The 19,216-nt window shown below is 38.2% G+C and carries 18 protein-coding genes and 2 pseudogenes; 12 read left to right on the top strand and 8 right to left on the bottom strand.

The annotated features are described in order from the left end of the window. The 4 genes from CCAL9328_RS01560 to CCAL9328_RS01575 all read right to left on the bottom strand — a co-directional run. A partial coding sequence (locus CCAL9328_RS01560; RefSeq protein ID WP_169999853.1) for a retention module-containing protein occupies positions 1-518 on the bottom strand: 518 nt, incomplete at its 3' end. Positions 519-632: 114 nt separating this feature from the next. Further along, on the bottom strand, positions 633-1,448 hold the full coding sequence (locus CCAL9328_RS01565; RefSeq protein WP_169999854.1) for a DNA ligase: 816 nt from the start codon (positions 1,446-1,448) through the stop codon (positions 633-635). A 3-nt stretch (positions 1,449-1,451) separates the two neighbouring features. Then, positions 1,452-2,510: an NAD-dependent epimerase gene (locus tag CCAL9328_RS01570; protein ID WP_169999855.1), complete on the bottom strand. Its 1,059-nt coding sequence runs from the start codon at positions 2,508-2,510 to the stop codon at positions 1,452-1,454. Positions 2,511-2,520: 10 nt separating this feature from the next. Next, a complete protein-coding gene (locus CCAL9328_RS01575; RefSeq protein WP_169999856.1) occupies positions 2,521-3,546 on the bottom strand; it encodes a 3'-5' exonuclease in 1,026 nt (341 codons plus the stop codon). A 182-nt stretch (positions 3,547-3,728) separates the two neighbouring features. Between CCAL9328_RS01575 and exbB the strand changes: the two genes are divergently transcribed. From exbB to CCAL9328_RS01590, 3 genes are read left to right on the top strand one after another with little or no spacing between them, the layout of a single operon-like run. Then, entirely contained in the window at positions 3,729-4,157 is a 429-nt protein-coding gene (gene exbB, locus CCAL9328_RS01580; protein ID WP_169936612.1) for a TonB-system energizer ExbB, read from the top strand. Continuing rightward, positions 4,144-4,524: a TonB system transport protein ExbD gene (gene exbD / locus CCAL9328_RS01585; protein WP_169971948.1), complete on the top strand. Its 381-nt coding sequence runs from the start codon at positions 4,144-4,146 to the stop codon at positions 4,522-4,524. Before exbB ends, exbD begins: the two co-directional genes overlap by 14 nt. Continuing rightward, positions 4,490-5,278, top strand: a complete 789-nt coding sequence (locus tag CCAL9328_RS01590; RefSeq protein WP_228026605.1) for an energy transducer TonB — start codon at positions 4,490-4,492, stop codon at positions 5,276-5,278. Before exbD ends, CCAL9328_RS01590 begins: the two co-directional genes overlap by 35 nt. A gap of 75 nt (positions 5,279-5,353) precedes the next feature. Here the strand turns inward: CCAL9328_RS01590 and CCAL9328_RS01595 are convergent, their stop codons facing one another. Both CCAL9328_RS01595 and uvrA read right to left on the bottom strand, forming a co-directional pair. After that, positions 5,354-6,700, bottom strand: coding sequence for an FAD-dependent oxidoreductase (locus CCAL9328_RS01595; protein WP_169971949.1), 1,347 nt, complete (start codon positions 6,698-6,700; stop codon positions 5,354-5,356). A 202-nt stretch (positions 6,701-6,902) separates the two neighbouring features. Continuing rightward, positions 6,903-9,749: an excinuclease ABC subunit UvrA gene (gene uvrA, locus CCAL9328_RS01600; RefSeq protein WP_169999857.1), complete on the bottom strand. Its 2,847-nt coding sequence runs from the start codon at positions 9,747-9,749 to the stop codon at positions 6,903-6,905. A 169-nt stretch (positions 9,750-9,918) separates the two neighbouring features. On the opposite strand from uvrA, the gene CCAL9328_RS01605 reads away from it, so the two are divergent. The 7 genes from CCAL9328_RS01605 (at position 9,919) to CCAL9328_RS01635 (ending at position 15,090) form a co-directional block, all read left to right on the top strand. Next, on the top strand, positions 9,919-11,577 hold the full coding sequence (locus CCAL9328_RS01605; RefSeq protein ID WP_169999858.1) for a DASS family sodium-coupled anion symporter: 1,659 nt from the start codon (positions 9,919-9,921) through the stop codon (positions 11,575-11,577). A 186-nt stretch (positions 11,578-11,763) separates the two neighbouring features. Then, complete coding sequence (locus CCAL9328_RS01610; RefSeq protein WP_169936623.1) at positions 11,764-12,048, top strand: DUF362 domain-containing protein; 285 nt, start codon at positions 11,764-11,766, stop codon at positions 12,046-12,048. Positions 12,049-12,139: 91 nt separating this feature from the next. Further along, on the top strand, positions 12,140-12,553 hold the full coding sequence (gene ndk, locus CCAL9328_RS01615; protein ID WP_169999859.1) for a nucleoside-diphosphate kinase: 414 nt from the start codon (positions 12,140-12,142) through the stop codon (positions 12,551-12,553). 15 nt (positions 12,554-12,568) lie between these two features. Beyond that, positions 12,569-12,925: a DUF177 domain-containing protein gene (locus CCAL9328_RS01620; RefSeq protein WP_169999860.1), complete on the top strand. Its 357-nt coding sequence runs from the start codon at positions 12,569-12,571 to the stop codon at positions 12,923-12,925. 11 nt (positions 12,926-12,936) lie between these two features. Continuing rightward, positions 12,937-13,083 carry a 50S ribosomal protein L32 gene (rpmF, locus tag CCAL9328_RS01625; protein WP_069633196.1) on the top strand — a complete coding sequence of 49 codons (147 nt, stop codon included), beginning with the start codon at positions 12,937-12,939 and terminating at the stop codon, positions 13,081-13,083. 3 nt (positions 13,084-13,086) lie between these two features. Continuing rightward, on the top strand, positions 13,087-14,076 hold the full coding sequence (gene plsX, locus CCAL9328_RS01630; protein ID WP_169999861.1) for a phosphate acyltransferase PlsX: 990 nt from the start codon (positions 13,087-13,089) through the stop codon (positions 14,074-14,076). A 3-nt stretch (positions 14,077-14,079) separates the two neighbouring features. Next, positions 14,080-15,090 (top strand): beta-ketoacyl-ACP synthase III, encoded by a 1,011-nt coding sequence (locus tag CCAL9328_RS01635; protein ID WP_169936631.1) that lies wholly within the window; start codon positions 14,080-14,082, stop codon positions 15,088-15,090. A 102-nt stretch (positions 15,091-15,192) separates the two neighbouring features. Here the strand turns inward: CCAL9328_RS01635 and CCAL9328_RS11320 are convergent. Together CCAL9328_RS11320 and CCAL9328_RS11325 are read right to left on the bottom strand one after the other, a co-directional pair. After that, positions 15,193-15,711: pseudogene (locus CCAL9328_RS11320) on the bottom strand (methyl-accepting chemotaxis protein); the annotation flags it as partial. Between the two features lie 339 nt (positions 15,712-16,050). Continuing rightward, positions 16,051-17,184, bottom strand: a pseudogene (locus CCAL9328_RS11325) (Cache 3/Cache 2 fusion domain-containing protein); the annotation flags it as partial. Between the two features lie 206 nt (positions 17,185-17,390). On the opposite strand from CCAL9328_RS11325, the gene CCAL9328_RS01645 reads away from it, so the two are divergent. Further along, a complete protein-coding gene (locus tag CCAL9328_RS01645) occupies positions 17,391-17,990 on the top strand; it encodes a peroxiredoxin (protein WP_169936635.1) in 600 nt (199 codons plus the stop codon). Positions 17,991-18,118: 128 nt separating this feature from the next. Next, complete coding sequence (locus CCAL9328_RS01650; RefSeq protein WP_169936637.1) at positions 18,119-19,213, top strand: PilZ domain-containing protein; 1,095 nt, start codon at positions 18,119-18,121, stop codon at positions 19,211-19,213. Positions 19,214-19,216: the final 3 nt, after the last annotated feature.

Raw genomic sequence — 19,216 nt, forward strand, 5'->3', positions numbered from 1 at the left:
AAACTTGAGTTGTCAGTATTGTCGCTTGCGTCTGACATAGTACCGATCGATCCAATAGGGTTGTTTAAGCTAAGTCCGCTTAAGACCTCATCTAAACTTCTATCACTATCAGCGTAGATATTGCTTTCATGACCGCCCTCGGTAAAATACGACTCGTTAAGCTGAGCTGTGCCACTGTTGTTGCCGCCTACAACACCTGCGGCGGTTTCCTCTAAGTCATCTAGACTTTCGCCTGCCAAGATCGCCTTTTGCAAGTCCGAAAGCTCGGCTATCGCATCGGCGCCAAAACTCTCACTGCTTGCAGTGCTTTGATCTATAGCCACCGTATCATTTTCTAATATCTCTATATTTTCGCCATTATCCATGGATAAAACAGCTCTAGAGTCGCCACCTTGCGTCTTTACCGTCTCACCTAAAAAGATCGCATCGCCAACATTTAGTGCTCTTTCTTTGCCATTTTCATCAACTGCTACGACGCTACCGATAATCTGCTTTACTACTCCAACTTGCGCTGCCATGGTATTTTCCTTAGTGTTTTACTTTTATTTTGACTAGATTATAACAAAACAAGTAGCTTGCGTCTATTGTACCTAGGTACAATACAAATAACATGATCACGAAGAGCGCTCTGCTTAATGCCCCTCTCTAATCCTTAAAAACACAGGAAATCTCGGCAGCCCGTTTTTGGTTAAATTTTGATATTTATAAGTTATTATCGTGCCTATTGCAGGTGGATTTTTACGCATTTTATCACTAAAGCCCGAGCCTATCTTAAAAGTCGCAGCATCTTTTAAATTTCTACAAGTAAGGCTTCCCATAAATCCTTGAAATTTACCCCTACCCGCATTTATCTTTATAACCTCGCACTCATCGTCTAAAAATTTCTTGAGTTTTAAAATTTTATCGCTTCTGCCACTTTGATAGCTAGCGTTTGGATCGCGCACGACAACACCCTCGCCGCCATTTAAGGTTACCTTATCAAGAAATTTTACTACATTTTCGTGCGAGATGGCTGGTAGTTGCTCTATGATTTTTATTTGCGGGCAAGGATTTTTATCTAGGTAATTCCTTAAAATTTCAAGTCTTTGTATAAGACTGCCATCTTCATTTGGTAGATCAAAGACATGATACTCTAACTCGCTCCAGCCCTTGTCTTGGCTACTGTTTACGATAGAAGTTATGCGTTCAAAGTCAAGAGAGCGACTGTAAATTTCACCGTCAAGGCTAAAATTTGGGAAGCATGACAGCCAGGATTTGGGTGTGGATATGGCTAAATTTGCCCTGCTTTTTAAGGTATTGCCATTCCAAATTCCACGCACACCGTCAAGCTTCTCACTCATCATCCATGTGCTTAAATTTTCATCGCCCTTATAGACTTTAAGGAGCATTGGCTCTTTAGCAAAACAACTCGCTACAAACACCAAAAATAAAGCAAAGAGCCTCTTCATGCGCTAAATTTTAACTCCGTAAAACTCACTATACCACTCGACAAATCTCGCCACACCGTCATTTACGCTTGTATTTGGCTTATAGTCAAAGTCCTCCACAAGATCACTCACGTCAGCAAATGTCGCAGGCACGTCGCCAGCCTGAAGTGGCATGAAATTTTTCTCTATCTCGCGCCCTATCCTTATCTCAACCGCCTTTATGTAGTCCATCAGCTCGACTGGACTGTTGTTGCCTATATTATAGACCTTAAATGGTGCTGACGAAGTCGCTGGATCAGGAGCTTTCGCGTTCCATTTTGGGTTTGGCTTAGCTGGGTTGTCCACGCATTTTATGATACCTTTTACGATATCATCCACGTAGGTAAAGTCGCGCTTCATCTTGCCGTGGTTAAATACGTCTATGCTCTTGCCCTTAAGTGCGGCTTCAGTAAATAAAAATAGCGCCATATCAGGTCTGCCCCAAGGGCCATAAACGGTGAAAAAGCGTAGACCCGTAGTCGAAACACCAAAGAGGTGGCTGTAAGTATGCGCCATCATCTCGTTGCTCTTTTTTGTCGCCGCATATAGGCTTATCGGGTGATTTACCGCTTCGTGAGTAGAAAACGGCATATTCTCATTTAGCCCGTAAACCGAGCTTGAGCTTGCGTAAACCAAGTTTGCCGTTTTGTTGTGGCGACAGCACTCTAAAATATTTAAAAAGCCCGTGATATTGCTATCTATATAAGCTTGTGGATTGATAAGCGAGTAGCGAACTCCAGCTTGTGCGGCTAGATTTACCACGCAGTCAAATTTATACTCTTTAAATAAATTTTCAAGCACCTCTTTATCGGCTAGATCTGCTTTTATAAATTTTAAATTTGCATTTGTTTTTGAGGTAATTAGCTTTCTTTCCTCTATCTCACTCACGTCAAAACCGGCATTTTTAAGACGCGCTAGTTTTAAATTTACGTCGTAGTAGTCGTTTATATTGTCATATCCAACAACCTCATCACCGCGTTTTGCTAGCGCATTTGCTAGGTGAAAGCCGATAAATCCAGCCGTTCCAGTTACTAAAATTTTCATATTTTTTCCTTTACTCATCATCTAAATTTATCTCAGGTAATTGCTCGTTTGATTCTAAATTTTCACGTTTTTTGTTTTTTAAATTTACCGCACCTTTTTGCAAGATCCCATCAAGTCCGACTTTTGCCAGATGTTCATCAAGCTCTTTAGGTTCGATCCGCTCAAGGTCTTCGTCTTCAAAATTTTCATCTTCAAAGTGCTCTTGAAATTCCTCTTCATACTCGCTCTTGCCCTCAAGTCTTAAAATTTCGCTCTCTACCGCATCACAGAAAACATCCGTATAACTCATTTTAGGACGCTCTTTTAGTAAAAATTCACTCATCACATTTAGGTAGCTAGCATAGTCTTCTGACGTTAAATTTCCACGCAAAAGCTCGTATTTTAAAAACAGCCAGTATGTGTTTAGTACGTCTGATTCACAATATTCGTTTATCTTCGCTATCTCGCCGCTAAAAAAGAGTTCGGTGACTTGATCGCCGTGCACATCGTATTTGCCAGGTAAATTTAACGAAGCACAAAGTGTGTCTAGCTTTAGACCTCTAACTGAACCAAAATCACTAATATGATCAAGCAAATCAAGATGAAATTTACCGTCGTATCTACTTCTGTAGTTTTCCCATTTATTTTTATTTAGCTCACGGTTTTCGCTCTCAAAATACGCAGGTGCACTTAAGTTATATTTCATCGCCCTTACCATGATCATAGGAAGATCAAACCCCCTTCCGTTAAAGCTAACTATGCGTGGATTATACTCGTTTATAAATTTGATAAATTTGGCCAAAATTTCTCTCTCATTTGCTCCTTCCATAGTATTTACGCGCAAAAATTTACCATATTCATCAGTCATAACCGCAGATATAGCCACCGTTTTATGAAACATCACAGGCAAAAACTCACTTCCGCTTGCGGCTTTTTGCGCACTAAATGCCTGCTGACACACACTCATGTCATCTCCCCTATATCCATAAATGCGCCTTAAAAGCGAAACATCAGGTATCGTCTCGCAGTCAAATACGCAAATGTAATTTCTAGCCATTTTAAACCTTTAAAAATTTTGTAAATCATATCAAATTTTAGATTTAAAACTAAGAAATATTTTTGATTTAAAAATTTAATCCGACAATTTTCATTTTACATATAATTTTGATAATTATTTGACATTAATTATCAAAATAGATATAATACTCGCGAAAAAATTTAAAGGCAGAAGAGAAATTTATGGAATTATTAAAAGGCAACCTCGACTACATTATTATAGGGATTTTAGGCTTTATGAGCTTTTTTGTTATTTGGTATAGCATTGAGCGCATGATTTATTACGCAAAAGTCGATATAACGCAATTTAAAGCCATAGAAACGCTCGAAGAAGCACTTACTAAAAATTTAACAACACTTTATATTGTGTATTCAAACGCTCCTTATATCGGGCTTTTAGGCACGGTTGGCGGTATCATGATAACATTTTACGACATGGGTATGGCAGGAGGGATCGATACAAAAAGTATTATGATAGGTCTTTCTTTGGCACTTAAGGCAACGGCATTTGGCCTGCTAGTAGCGATACCTACGCTCATGATCTACAACGGCTTTGTAAGAAAGGTCGATGTCATACTAAACCGCTATAAGGCATACAATGCGCTTAAATAGAAAAGACGGGCTAAATATCGTTCCTTTTATCGATATTATGCTTGTTTTGCTTGCCATTGTGCTTAGTATCTCGACATTTATAGCACAGGGAAATATCCCTATAGATCTGCCTAGTTCAAATAGCGCAAAACAAGAGAAAGGCGATAAAAAAGTGAGTATAGTTATTGATAAAGATAATAAGATTTTTATCGATGAAACAGAGGTTTATGACGAAGAGCTTAAAGACAAGCTTAGCAATGTCGACCCTAAAATGCTCATCGAACTTAGAAGTGACAAAGAGTCTAAATTTGACACTTTCGTCAAGGTTATTGATATTTTAAAAGAAAAACAACATGAAAACTTTGCAATCACAACTATCACTAAATAAATTCTCAAATTTTAGCGGATTTACTGTATCCGCTTTGGTTCACGCATTTTTTGTCGTATTTTTACTCCATCACCCTTTTGAGCAGATAAAACCTGCCGAAAACAAATCCATAAAGATAAACTTACACTCGTTTAACGTCCCGACATCAACAGTTGAAATTTCAAGCGCTCCACAGATAGCACCTGAGGTTATGATACCAGAGCCCACTCCTCCTGCTCCTGTGTTACCGCCAAAAGAGGCAGAAAAGCCAAAGCCTATCCAACCGATAAAAGAGATAAAACCTCAACCAAAAAAGATGGAAAGAAAAAAGGTTGAGAAAAAGATAGAAAAACCAAAAGAGATCGCCCCTTTGCAACCTACCCTAACACAAAATACACCTCCCGCTAACGTGGCTAATCCAAACAATTTACCGACGACTAATGCCGTTCAAGCAGCAGCTCCGATTGCAAAAATAGCTGAGCTAAATTTATCAAACTCTGCAGGCAGCGAAGAGTTTAAAAAGATAGTTGATGCGATAGTAAAAAACCAGCGATATCCCAAAAATGCAAAGAAAATGCGCCAACAAGGTGTCGCAGAAGTAAAATTTCTCATACGAAAAAACGGTTCGGTAGACGAGATAAAGATAGCCAAAAGTTCAGGATATGCAAGTCTTGACGAGGGAGCTATAAACAACGTAAAGCGTGCGAGTAAGGACTTTCCGATGCTTGGCGCGGATTATTACATAAACATTCCGATCTCATTTAGACTTTTATGATCAGGATAAATTTAAAGCTATCCACTAAAAATTTAGTGGATTAGCCGTTTTGTGTGTTAAAATTTTAAAAAGCAATTAGTCCAAAAATTCCTCTTTAAATTTCTCTTTATCAAAATTTTTATTTAAAAATTTACAGATCTGTTCCAAATCAACACGAGCCGTCTCAAAACAACTTGTAGCTCCCGGACTTGGCGTCATGTTAAAGCTTATGCCGTCATTTGTGCTTATCCTGCCCTCGCCAAGATCAAGCTTTTTATTAAGCCTATCCACAACTTGAGGTCTTACACCTCCAAAATTTTTAGCATAAAAAAGATCATCCTCTCTTAAGCTAGGCACGATTTTACGGGCATCTTTAACAAATTCTTTTTTATTTATAAAAGGGATCTCAAACAAGAAATTTCTTAAAACATAAGAGCGAATGTCTTCATCTTTCATTAAATTTACAAAAACTTCAAGCACATTTCTGTCAAATTTCAAAGCACTTAAAAATTCAAAAAAGCTTGAATTTCCATGATATCTCTCAAGCTTTGGCATGACAAGAGCAGTAGGTCCAAAGCGGGTATTGCCGTTTGCAAGGATGTCCGGATCTCCGTGAAGCGCAGCAAAAGGCAACTTGTCATTTTGCATCATATAAACCTTGCCTTTTAGAAAATTTTTCTTTGCAAAGTAAAAACTTCCCGCCACCGGCAGCGTGCTAAGGTGCATTCCATAGCCCATTTTATGAGCAAGATAGAGCGAGTGAGCACCCGCATCAACCACAACATAATCAGCACTAATCGACTGGCTGTCGCTTGTTTTTAGATAAAACGTATCGCCAACTTTTTTTATATCAAGGACATTGCAATTTAGACTTAGCTCATAACCGTCTCCGCCTATTTTTTGAGCGTTTTTTACGAGAGAGTCAGACATCGCACCAAAGTCAACCGTTGTGTATTGACCTTCTTTTGTGCCCATAGCCACTATATTTTCGGAGCGGGGATTGGCATTTATGTCAAATACAACATTTGGCTCTATCTGCTTTAAGTCCTCTTTAGAATAAAGCTCAAGATAAGGAAACACTTCTTTAAATTCACCGTATCTTGCCGTAAGTTTTTGCACCTCTTCGTCGCCAACGGCCAAAACCATCTTTTGATGAGAAAACATAAATTTGCCCTCATAGCCGTATTTTAGACCGTATTTTATCGGCATTTTTGCTACTTTATTGACCCGTTTTGCTTTTTCTAGTGTGTAGTTCGTCTCGATGTCACCACAATGAATCGTCTGCGAGTTACATCTGCCGTTTGAGTTTAGAGTAGCTACTCCTTCATATTTTTCCAAAAGGGCCACTCGTTTTATGTCCGTAAAAGCCGCTAACTCATAAAACAGTGCCGTCCCGCTGATACCTGCGCCAACTATAACTACTTCGAAATGTTTCTGCTGCATCAATGCCCCTAAGTTAAATTTGTAATCTAAATCATACTATATTTTTTAAAATTTCAAAGAGCAAAAAGTCAAAATACGATTTTATTTATATTAAATTTGACCTTTTGAAACACTTGTTTAGTAAAACCATATTTATATAAATTTTGCATATTTATCGCCTCAACACAAGCCATAAAATAAAGCAAAAATTTTAAAATAAATTTTACTTTTTCTCCTTATGTGATTTCATATTTTTAAGCTCTTCAGACAAGAACATGCCTGTGTATGAAAGCGTTTTTTTGTAATTTTTAGCGACATCTTTTACACTTCCCGCGGCTATGACTTTACCGCCTTTTGCACCACCTTCCGGACCCATGTCTACAAGGTAGTCGCAATTTTTTATAACATCTAAATTATGCTCTATTACAAAAACAGAATTTCCAAGCTCAACCAGATGATGAAGCACCCTAGTCAGCCTATCAACATCGGCAAAGTGTAACCCCGTCGTCGGCTCATCAAGTATATACAGGGTATTTCCTGTATCGCTTCTACTTAACTCTTTTGCTAATTTCACACGCTGAGCTTCACCACCGCTTAGAGTTGTAGCATTTTGACCAAGCGTGATATATCCAAGTCCAACATCGGCTATTGTCTTAAGTTTGGCATAAATTTTAGGGACGGCTTTAAAAAATTCCAACGCCTCGTCTATACTCATGTTTAAAACATCTGATATAGACTTACCTTTGTATAAAATTTCAAGCGTTTGCGCGTTATACCTTGTGCCGTTACACGCGTCGCAAACAACCATTACATCAGGCAAAAAATGCATCTCTATCTTTATCTCGCCGTCGCCTTGGCACTTTTCACATCTTCCACCTTTTACGTTAAAGCTAAATCGCCCGATCTTATATCCTCTTAATTTCGCCTCTTTCGTTTGGGCAAATAAATTTCTTATCTCGTCCATAACTCCGGTATATGTTGCCGGATTTGAACGCGGGGTGCGCCCTATCGGGCTTTGATCAAGATATATGACCTTATCTAAATTTTCAAGTCCGCTTAAATTTACACCGGCTACTTTTTTAACTTTTTTAGCACGGTTTAGCTGTTCTTGAGCCTCAGGAAGTAGAGTTTGAAGTATCAATGAACTTTTACCAGAACCGCTAACACCTGTTATGCCAACTAAATTTTTAAGCGGAAATTTTACGCTTAAATTTGAGATGTTGTTGATATTTACATTTGAAATTTCAAGCCATTTTTCTTGCTTTCTGTTTTGCTGATAGTCTATACTCTTATCACCGTTTAGATACTGGGCGGTAGTTGTGTTTGAGCTTAGTAATTTATCAACGCTTCCCGCAAATATCACCTCCCCGCCAAATTTCCCAGCTCCAGGACCGATATCAACCACAAAGTCAGCTTGCTCGATGGTCTTTTTATCGTGTTCGACTACGATTACCGAGTTGCCTTTTAGCTGTAAATTTCTAAGAGTTTTTATAAGTTTTATCGTATCTCTTTCGTGCAAACCGATACTAGGCTCATCAAGCACATACATGACTCCGCTTAAACCGCTTCCTATCTGACTTGCGATACGAATTCTTTGTGCCTCGCCGCCGCTTATGGTTCTAGCGTCACGGCCAAGACTTAGATAGCCAAGTCCAACATCATTTAAGAAAAATAGCCTTTCGCTTATCTCTTTTAAGATGGGGGCAGCTATGACTTTTTCTTGTTCGCCAAGATATTTAAATTTATCCTCGTTTGTAAAAAATGCTACACAATTTTCTATACTCATATCTAAAATTTCACCAAGCCCACATCCTGCTACCCTTACAGCTAAACTTTGAGGTCTTAGTCTATGACCACCACAATCAGAGCAGCGCTTTTCGCTCATGTATTCATCAAAGTCTTTATAGTCTTTAAGAAGATTATAGCTTATGGCTACAGCTCCTTCAAATTTACGACTAAGCTTATGTCTTTTCCACAAAAACTCAACCTCATTTGCATTACCATACAAGACAAGTCTACGCTCATCCTCGCTTAGCTCATAAAACGGCTTTTTGACATTGATGTTGTTTTGTTCACAAAAAGCCAGTAAAAATTTATAATAATAACTCATGTTATAGCCGTAAAGCAGCTTTATAGCACCGCCTTCTATGCTCTTATCCTCGCTTATAACCTTACTCATATCAAGACTGTATCTTATGCCAAGACCGTCGCAACTCTCGCATGCACCCTTTGGAGAGTTAAAACTAAAGCTCAAAGGTTCAAGTGGAGTAAATGAAATTTTACAATCAAAACAAGCCAAATGCTCGCTATAATGCACAAATTTATCATTTATGCCAAGCTCATCGGAATTTAAAATTTCAACCTCAACTTCGCCATAACTCTCATTTAGTGCCTTTTCCACGTCTTGCGCCAAACGAGTGGAGTTTTCATCACTTACGACAAGGCGGTCGATGACGACTTTTATCGTGTGTTTTTTGGTCTTTGAAAGCTCTATTTCCTCATCAAGTCTTACCGTTACTCCATCGATCTGCGCTCTAACAAAACCCTTTTGTCTTAAATTTTCGATAAGATCGGCCCATGTTCCCTTTTTTTCTCGCACAAGCGGAGCATAAAGCACAACTTTTGCACCATTTGGAAGCTTTGAAATTTCATTGATAATATCTTGCGCACTCATTTTTGATATCGGTTTACCGCATTTATGGCAGTGCTGAGTGCCTATTCTTGCATATAAAAGCCTTAGATAGTCATAAATTTCAGTTATCGTTCCTACTGTTGAGCGTGGGTTTTTAGATGTTGTTTTTTGATCTATCGCGATAGCCGGAGTAAGACCCTCTATCTTATCTACATCGGGTTTTCCTACTCGATCTAAAAACTGCCTAGCATAGCTTGAAAGACTTTCGATATATCGTCTTTGACCCTCAGCATAAAGCGTGTCAAATGCTAAAGTTGATTTACCGGAGCCGGAAAGTCCGGTAAAAACAGTAAGTGAATTTTTTGGAATTTCAAGATTTATATTTTTTAAATTATGCTCTCTTGCACCTGTTATTTTTATGATATTGTGGTTTTGCATATTTACCGCCTAATTTTTTTGAATTTACCATTATACATCATCTCTATTAATATTTTCATGTTACGTTTGTTGTCATTTTATTAAAAATATTTTAAAAATTTAAATCTAAACATACAATGTAAGCTATTTATTTGATAATATAAAATAAAAATTACAACAAGGTTTTATCATGTCAAATCCAAATATTCCTATCGATAGACGAACCAACAGAGTCGAGCTCATAGGGCTTATTTGCGGTATTGTTTTTGCATTTATCGTTTATAACATCATGCCCGGTAATGCAGGAGAGATAGCAACGGCGGCAGCAAACGGCAAAGTCTTAAAAGTAGATGCCATGCCTGCAGTTGCAGCTATCGCTACATTAATGGCGGTTTGGTGGATGACTGAAGCCATCGCACTTCCTGCTACGGCTTTGCTTCCTATGGTGCTTTTTCCAATATTTGGCGTAGATAGTTTTAGAGCCGTGGCTGCTCCTTATGCTTCCGATACTATCTATCTTTTTATGGGTGGTTTTGTTTTAGCACTTGCTATGCAAAAATGGAATTTGCATACCAGAATAGCCCTTGGCATAGTATCGTTAGTTGGAACAAGCCCTAGAAAACTAGTCGGCGGATTTATGATAGCGACCGGCTTTTTATCCATGTGGGTAAGCAACACAGCCACCGCCATAATGATGCTTCCTGTTGGCCTTAGCGTCCTTCACCTTGTAAACACCCTAACTAACAAAAACAATACCGTCTCTATAGAAGATGATATGAGAAATATCGATGAATTTTCTATCAAAGGCACACAAGGAGGCGTTGTTAATACAGCCTTTCATAAAGGTAGAGATATAGTAAAAGAGATAAAAGACAAAACAACGGCTTATAGCTCAAATTTCGGGATATCTCTTATGCTAGGTATCGCCTACTCGGCATCTATAGGCTCTATGGGAACTATCATAGGCACTCCTCCAAACACCCTACTTGTAGCATATATGAAGAATGAATTTAATATAGAAATAGGCTTTTTTGAGTGGATGTTAGTAGGTGTTCCGCTAAGCATTATCATGCTTTTTGTGTGCTGGTTTGTTTTAACCTGTGTTTTATTTAAACCCGAAATTAGCGAGATACCAAACGGCAAGGCTGTTATAAAAAATGAGCTTAAAAAGCTTGGTAAGATAAGCAGACCTGAAATTTTAGTAGGGGTTGTATTTTTATTAGCAGCAACTAGTTGGATAGGACTTGGTTTTGTGCTAAAAGGCTTTGGAGTCAAGCTAGCAAGCATTGATGCGATCATTGCCATGAGCACAGCCATACTACTTTTTATCATACCTGCAAATAAAAGCGGAGAGAGGCTGGTCGACTGGGATAGTGCCAAGAGGCTTCCTTGGGATATACTTATACTTTTTGGCGGAGGCTTATCACTATCGGCTCAATTTAGCAACACCGGTCTTTCGCTTTGGATAGGGCATCAAGTCTCTGCTCTTGGCGTTATGCCGATAGCTCTTATTATCTTGATCGTAACCGCACTCGTGATTTTCTTAACCGAGATCACATCAAACACGGCAACAGCAGCTGCATTTTTACCTGTTATCGCAGGAGTTAGTATAGGGCTTGGATATACTGGCACAAATGTCATGATATTTACTATACCTGTCGCACTTGCTGCTACTTGCGCATTTATGATGCCTGTAGCCACTCCTCCAAACGCCATCGCATACGGCTCTGGCTATGTCAAACTTAGCTCGATGATAAGAACGGGAATTTGGCTAAATTTAATAGGTGTAGCCTTAATCACCTTTACTACATTATTTATAGCAAAAGCGGTATTTGATCTTAGCATATAAATTTAACACACCTTAAAAGTCCGAACCGACATTTTCGGACTTTTACCTTTATTTATTAAAATATCTAACTTTGTAGTATAATGTAACTCGCACCTAAATTCTTGATTTGTCAAAAATAAACTTTATATCAATTTCAGTTTTTTTTGATACTCTAACGCTGAAAAATCAACCCAAAAGGAGAAGAAAATGGCAGTAAAAATTACAGATATTTGCATAAGTTGTGGCTCATGCATAGACGAATGCCCAGTAAATGCGATCGTAGATGACTCAGATAACCCAACAGGAGAGGATACATACTACGTATACGCCGATAAATGCGTTGAATGTGTAGGACACAATGATGAACCAGCCTGTGCTTCAGCCTGTCCAACAGACGGCTGCATAGTTTGGGATGCTCCTTATGCTGGTCAACCATCTCGTAGTGAGATCGGCGCAGATCTTAGAGATGGTCATAGCCCGGTTATAGCATAAATTTAGGCCCATTCTATGGGTCTATTTTGTTTTTTAGAATTTTTTTGATATAATTGCCGACTTTATTACGAAATACTTTAAGGAAATTTAAATGCAAAGAACACTTTCTATAATCAAACCAGACGCAGTCAAAAAAAATGTTATAGGCAAGATCGTCGATAGATTTGAAAGCAACGGACTAAGAATCGCGGCAATGAAAAAAATCAGACTAAGCAAATGCGATGCAAAAGCATTTTACGCAGTTCACAGTGAAAGACCATTCTTTAACGATTTAGTTGATTTTATGGTTAGCGGACCTGTTGTTGTTATGGTTCTTGAAGGTGAAAATGCAGTAGCTAAAAACCGCGAACTAATGGGTGCTACAAACCCTAAAGAAGCAGCAGCCGGAACCATCAGAGCAGACTTTGCAGATAGCATAGATGCAAATGCCGTTCACGGAAGCGATAGCCTTGAGAACGCTATAAATGAGATAAATTTCTTCTTTGCTGCAAGAGAAATTTGCTAAGCAAGAGGTATAAATTTGAAGATAGCATTTGCAAAAGTTGCAAATCAAAATGTAGACTTTGAAATCAAAAGTGAAGAGCTAAATTTCAAAGGACATTTAAAAAGAATAGATCACAAAAACGTAAAATGTTTAGGAAATATCAGTGGAAGCACAGCGCATAACTGCGATAGATGCGGAGCTGACATCTCGTTAGCCATAAATGAAAACGTAGGTCTTATCGTTAGCGATGGAGTATACACCGACCCCGAAAACGAATTAAGCGATGCGATAGAGTTTTTTGATCATCAGATTGATTTAGAAGAAATTTTAAAAAGCGAAATAGAAGCATTTAAGAGCGACTATTTTTATTGTAAAAATTGTAAAAATTTATAAAGGAGAATAAAATGGCAGTACCAAAGCGAAGAGTTAGCCACACACGTGCAGCAAAACGCAGAACACACTACAAAGTGACACTTCCAATACCTGTTAAAGATAAAGACGGTTCATGGAAAATGCCACACCGTATAAACAAAACAACAGGTGAATACTAAAATATGATACGCATTGCTATTGATGCCATGGGCGGGGATTTCGGCCCCGAACCTATAGTTACAGGTGTAGTCGAGGCTTTAAAAGACACAAATTTCTCTGCCGTGCTTGTAGGAGATAGCAATGCCATAAAACCTCTTATTCCAACTCATTTATTAAAAAACATAACATTTGTCGAAGCAAACGAAGTCGTTTCTATGTCAGACGGTGCAACTGATGCTTTAAAACGTAAAGATAGCACGATATACAAGTCGATAGAACTGCTTAGAAACAAAGAAGTAGACGCTGTTGTATCAGCCGGCCACAGTGGTGCAACTATGAGTTTAGCTACTTTGCGTGTCGGCAGACTTAAAAATGTCGCAAGACCGGCAATAGCAACTCTCATGCCAAATTCAAAAGACACTACTACTTTAGTGCTTGATGTCGGAGCAAATGTTGATTGTAAAAGCGAACACCTTTTTCAATTTGCCGTTATGGGGGAAGTTTACTCAAAGCAAATTTTAAACAGAGAAACTCCACGCGTAGGACTTTTGTCTAATGGCGAAGAAGCAAGTAAGGGAAATGAGGTAAGCAAAGAAGCTTTTAGCCTTATTTCAAGACTTGACAGCTTTGTCGGCAATGTCGAGGGTAACCAAGTTTTTGACGGAAGCGTCGATGTGGTGGTTTGTGATGGTTTTATAGGAAATATTTTGTTAAAAACCAGCGAAGGTGTCGCGGATGCGATCGGAAAAATCATAAAAAAACAGATCACTAAATCACCTTTGGCGATTGCAGGCTCTGTGCTAATGAAAAAAGTCTTTAAAAAGCTTAAAAAACAAGTTAGCTATGATGAATACGGCGGTGCACCACTTATAGGCGTAAACGGCTGTGTTATAATTAGTCATGGAAAAAGCAACGCGAAAGCTATCAAAAACGCTGTTTTCCAAGCTATAAATTTTGCAAATTCAGACATTAATAAAACAATAGAAGAAGAACTCTCAAATTTCGTAAGGTAACAAATGCCAAAAGCCTCTTTAATATCAATCGCAGCCTATACTCCAAGTCACGTTCTATCAAATTTTGATTTAGAAAAAATGGTTGAAACAAGTGACGAATGGATAGTAAAGCGCACGGGCATTAAAGAAAGGCGTATAGCAAAAGATGAGATCACAAGCGATATTGGCACAAAGGCAGGCGAGTTAGCCATTAAGCGTTCTGGGCTTAAAAAAGAACAGATAGATGCTATAATTTGCGCCACCATAAGCCCTGATCATCTTTGTATGCCTTCAACAGCATGTAAGATAGCAGCAAATTTGTCTCTTCCTCACGGAATAACCGCTTTTGACATAAGTGCCGCTTGCACGGGTTTTATATATCTACTTGAGATAGCAAAGTCCCTTGTAGAAAGCGGTGCTAAAAAAAATGTCTTAATCATCGGCGCAGAGAAGTTAAGCTCCGTGGTTGATTATACAGATAGAAGCACTTGCATACTTTTTGGAGACGGAGCCGGTGCGGCTGTTGTTAGCGCAAGCGATGAAAATGAAATTTTAAATGTTCACACAGCAAGCGACGGAACTCAGGGAGAGCTTTTAATCACCCCAGGATGTGGAAGCGCTTTTCCTGCAAGCAAAGAAACTCTTGATAAAAAACTAAATTTCATACATATGGCAGGTAATGAAGTTTTTAAAATAGCTGTTCAAACTCTTACAAAAAGCGTTCTTGACATACTAGAAAAAAACAACCTAACTAGCGATCAAATAGACTTTTTTATACCTCATCAAGCAAATATCCGCATAATCGAAGCGGTAAAACAACGCCTAAATTTTACAGATGAACAGTGCGTTTTAACTGTCGCAAAATACGGCAATACAAGCTCGGCTTCTATTCCGATGGCGATAAACGACGCATATGAAGACGGTCGTATCAAAAACGGCTCTGTGTTACTGCTTGACGCATTTGGTGGCGGGTTCACATGGGGTTCTGCAATACTAAAATTCGGTGGCAAAAACTACTGCGATCTTAACGCTTAAAAAGCGTTACACAAATTTAACCTTTAGATAGCTTTCATATATTTTAATCAAAAGCTTAGTCCCTGAAATTTTACTCAGGAACTAAACACCGTAAATATCGATTTAAACCTTAAACTGTGAAACCTTGCCGTCAAGCATTGCGCCCATATCTTGCAAATGTTTTGCCGCGGCACCTATTTCCTCTACGGCTCTTGCGTTTTCGCCTGAAAGGGCATTTGTTTTTGTGATATTTTCTATCATTAAATTTATCTGCTTAGCGACCTCAGCGTAATTACATATAAAATTATCGGTAACCCCTATGGCGTATTGCATAGAATTTGCCATTTGAGTTATCTTCTCCTCTACATTTGCGGATAAATTTGCTATATTTTGAATATTTTTCGCATTTTCGTTCATTGCTTCGCTTGATTGAGTGGTTGATTGCACTATGATTTTTAGTGTTACATTTATCTCATTTAATGACTTTTGCGTCTTTTCGGCAAGCTTCCTAACCTCATCGGCAACTACGGCAAAACCGCGTCCATGTTCACCGGCACGTGCGGCTTCTATAGCAGCGTTTAAGGCAAGCAAATTTGTCTGCTCGGCTATCTCTTCGATAACCGTTAGCACTTGCTTGATATTTTCGGTATCCGTAACAAGTCTTGAAAGTTTATTGGCAAATTCGGTCTCCACCTCGACACTCTTTTGCACTTCCTCGTTTAGTCGTAGGATAGAGTTGTTTGCTTCGCTTATATATAAATTTGATTTAAAAAGCTCGGTCTTGCCGTTTTCACCATCTTTTACAGACTCTTTTAAATTTTGCTGTATTAACATCGCATCTTTGGTTGTGCTGTTTAGTAAGAGTGCACCGTTTTCTACACGGCTTCCCGTGCTTATCGCGCTACTTGAAAGCTCTTGTGAGGTAGATAAATTCTCGCTTGAGAGTCCTTTTATCTCAATTACCATAAGTCTGATTTTTTCTATAAATTTATTTACCTCTTTGCTTACGTTGGCGATCTCATCATCGCCTTTTATTGGCATTTTTCTTGTTAGATCACCATCTTTTGAGGCTAAATTTTGCATATTTTGTGCCATTTGATTGATAGGGTGTGATATGATTTGTCTTATTAGAAGCGAGCTCATAAGTATCATTAGAACTATCATAGCAGCACTTGCTATATAAATATCCTTTTGCACCTCTTTTTGCGGAGTTAGATAATCGCTTGTAACCGCACTTCCTACAAGAACCCACTCAAACGGCTCAAATCTCTCAAACGCCATTATCTTTTCTACACCCTTATCTTTTATATGCACAAGTCCGCTTTTATCTTTTAAAACCGTATCTAAATCAAATGACGAATTTTCTCTTATGCTTTTGCCTTCACGAGTTGGGTCTATATCAAATTTTTGAGTTTTTAAATTTAATATAGAAAAATACCCGTTTTTACCGAGCTTCATCTGGGAGATCGCGCTCTTTAACGAGCTAAGTCCCTCCGTAAAATCATATCCGATAAATAAAATACCTATCAAATTTTTACTGTCATCAAGGATTGGCTCATAGATCGTCGTGTAATTTCTACCAAAAAGCATGGCCGTTCCTATATATCCTTGTTTTTGCATTATAGGCTCATAAGCCGGGTTTTGTTTTGTCAAAAATGTCCCAAGCGCCCTACTTCCGTCCTCTTTTTTAACCGAGGTAGAAATTCTCAAAAAATCATCTCCAACCTTTGCAAACACTGTAGCTACTGCGCCGGTGGCATTTGTGTATCTATCCATCATTGCAAAATTTAGATTTATTTTAGTGTCGCTTGCATAAAGAGTCGGCACTGCTTTACCATCCATAAACGAGATATTTTGGCTATCTATACTTATCTTTCCAAGACTGTCTTTTAAAACATTAAATGAGATTTTTGCATTTTTTTCATTATCCTCTTTAAAAACCATAATGGCGTGCATCGCCATCGCTACGCTTTGCTCTATAGTCCTTTCGACATCCTTTTTTATCTCACTCTCCAAAGACGATCTTACTCGTAAATTAAAAACCATCATAGAAATCATCAACAAAACAGCTAAAGCAACGGAAATTTTGCCCGCAAGACTTCTTAGATACCTCATTGCACCACCTCCTTATGTTTAAAATTTTTTGAAATTTAATTGTACTTAATAACATTTATAACAAATTTCAAAAACAGAATTTAAGTATTTTCTTTAATTGTTTATTAAGTAAATAGACATATAAATTTATTTTTTACCATTTAATGATTATTAATCTTTGAACGATATAATTTCGCTATTAATAAAATTTATTATTAGGAGAAAAAATGATAGTTACAAAAAAAGCACCTGATTTTACAGCTGCGGCAGTTTTAGGAAATAATCAAATTGTAAATGATTTCAACCTATATAAAAATATCGGCGAAAAAGGCGCGGTAGTATTTTTCTATCCAATGGACTTTACGTTTGTTTGCCCAAGCGAAATAATTGCATTTGATAAAAGATATGATGAGTTCAAAGCTCGCGGTATCGAAGTTATCGCAGTTTCAACAGACAACCAATTCTCACACTTTGCATGGAAAGAAACTCCGGTAAACAAAGGCGGCATAGGTCAAGTTCGCTTCCCTATCGTTGCTGATACAAACCACGCTATTTCACGCGGTTTTGACGTATTGATCGAAGAAGCAGGCGTTGCTCTACGCGGTTCATTCTTGATAGACAAAGACGGCACAGTTCGCCACGCGGTAGTTAACGATCTTCCACTTGGTAGAAACATCGATGAGATGGTAAGAATGGTTGATACAATGCTATTTACCAACGAGCACGGCGAAGTTTGCCCAGCAGGTTGGAACAAGGGCGACGCAGGCATGAAGCCTAGCACAGAAGGCGTTGCTAACTACCTTGGCTCAAATGCCGACAAACTATAAAATTTAAACAAAGAGGTCACTTGACCTCTTTAACACTTTCTTCAACTAAAATTATAAATTTTTAATTTTGCAAAAAACAAACCCCGATATGATATAATCCATCATTAAATTTAACCACGGAGAATCACATGGAGTTTAAAGGAAGGCAAGAGCTTGTGATTGCTTGTGAAGAGAGCATTTTAACACTTAAAAACCACTTCATACATACTAGTATAGAATTTTGCAAACACGAAAACATCTTTATATCACGAGAGAGAGAGCAGGCGATATTTGAGGATATCTTTGACTCGCTTTTGCTTCTACGCCCGGATGCAAACAAGCTTTATGACGAACTTAGCGAGATAATCAAAGATGAAAAAATACGAGAAAACTACATAAATTTCGCTATGTTAGGTCTTGTTTTAAATTTCAATAAACTACCAAATGTCCAAAACTACGTAGGCTTTTTTGTAAACGCCATCGAGCGAATAAAACAAACCCTTAGCAAGCTAAGCACAGCAAAAGAGCTAACATATGATGTTCCAAATTTAAACACAAGTTTTTTCTTTTTTGAAAATACCATAGACACACTTTCTCGCATGAAAAATGCAAACAAAAAACCGGAATTTCTAAATTTATATGACGGTGTTAATATCAAAAACGAGGCCGAAATTTTAAAAGTTCACGAAGATAGCGTTGTTTTTGGCGTGGATGTCATGCAAATTCTGGCCATGAAACAAGAAGGAAGCGGATTTATATTGCCAAATGAATTTTTCCCACAACACATAAAAGCTGACATCGTTGATTTTAGCACTATAAATAAAACGGTAACACTGGCAAATTTTACCCGCATATCAAAGATGAATGCAAACCTAAGAAAACATCAGCGCGTCCATCCAAATCGCTTTACAAAAGTCACACTCAAAAACCAAATTTCACAGCTTGGCGGAAATTTATATGATATTTCAGACGGCGGTCTTAGTGTCCTTAGCTCAAATATCGGCGATTTTAGGCAAGGTGATAGTTTGGAGGCAAATTTTGAGCTTTTAATGCCAAAAACAAACAAAATTTACAACGTATCGATAAAGCCGATCCTGATAACAGAGCTAGCTTATAAGGGTTGTATTCGCTATTGCTTACAAATACCACAAGATCAAAGTAGCGACATAGTGCACGAATTTACAACCGCACGTGTAGAAGAAACGCTAGAGGAGCTAAAAGCCCATATGGATCTATATAAATAAGGC

This window comes from Campylobacter sp. RM9328, from assembly GCF_012978615.1.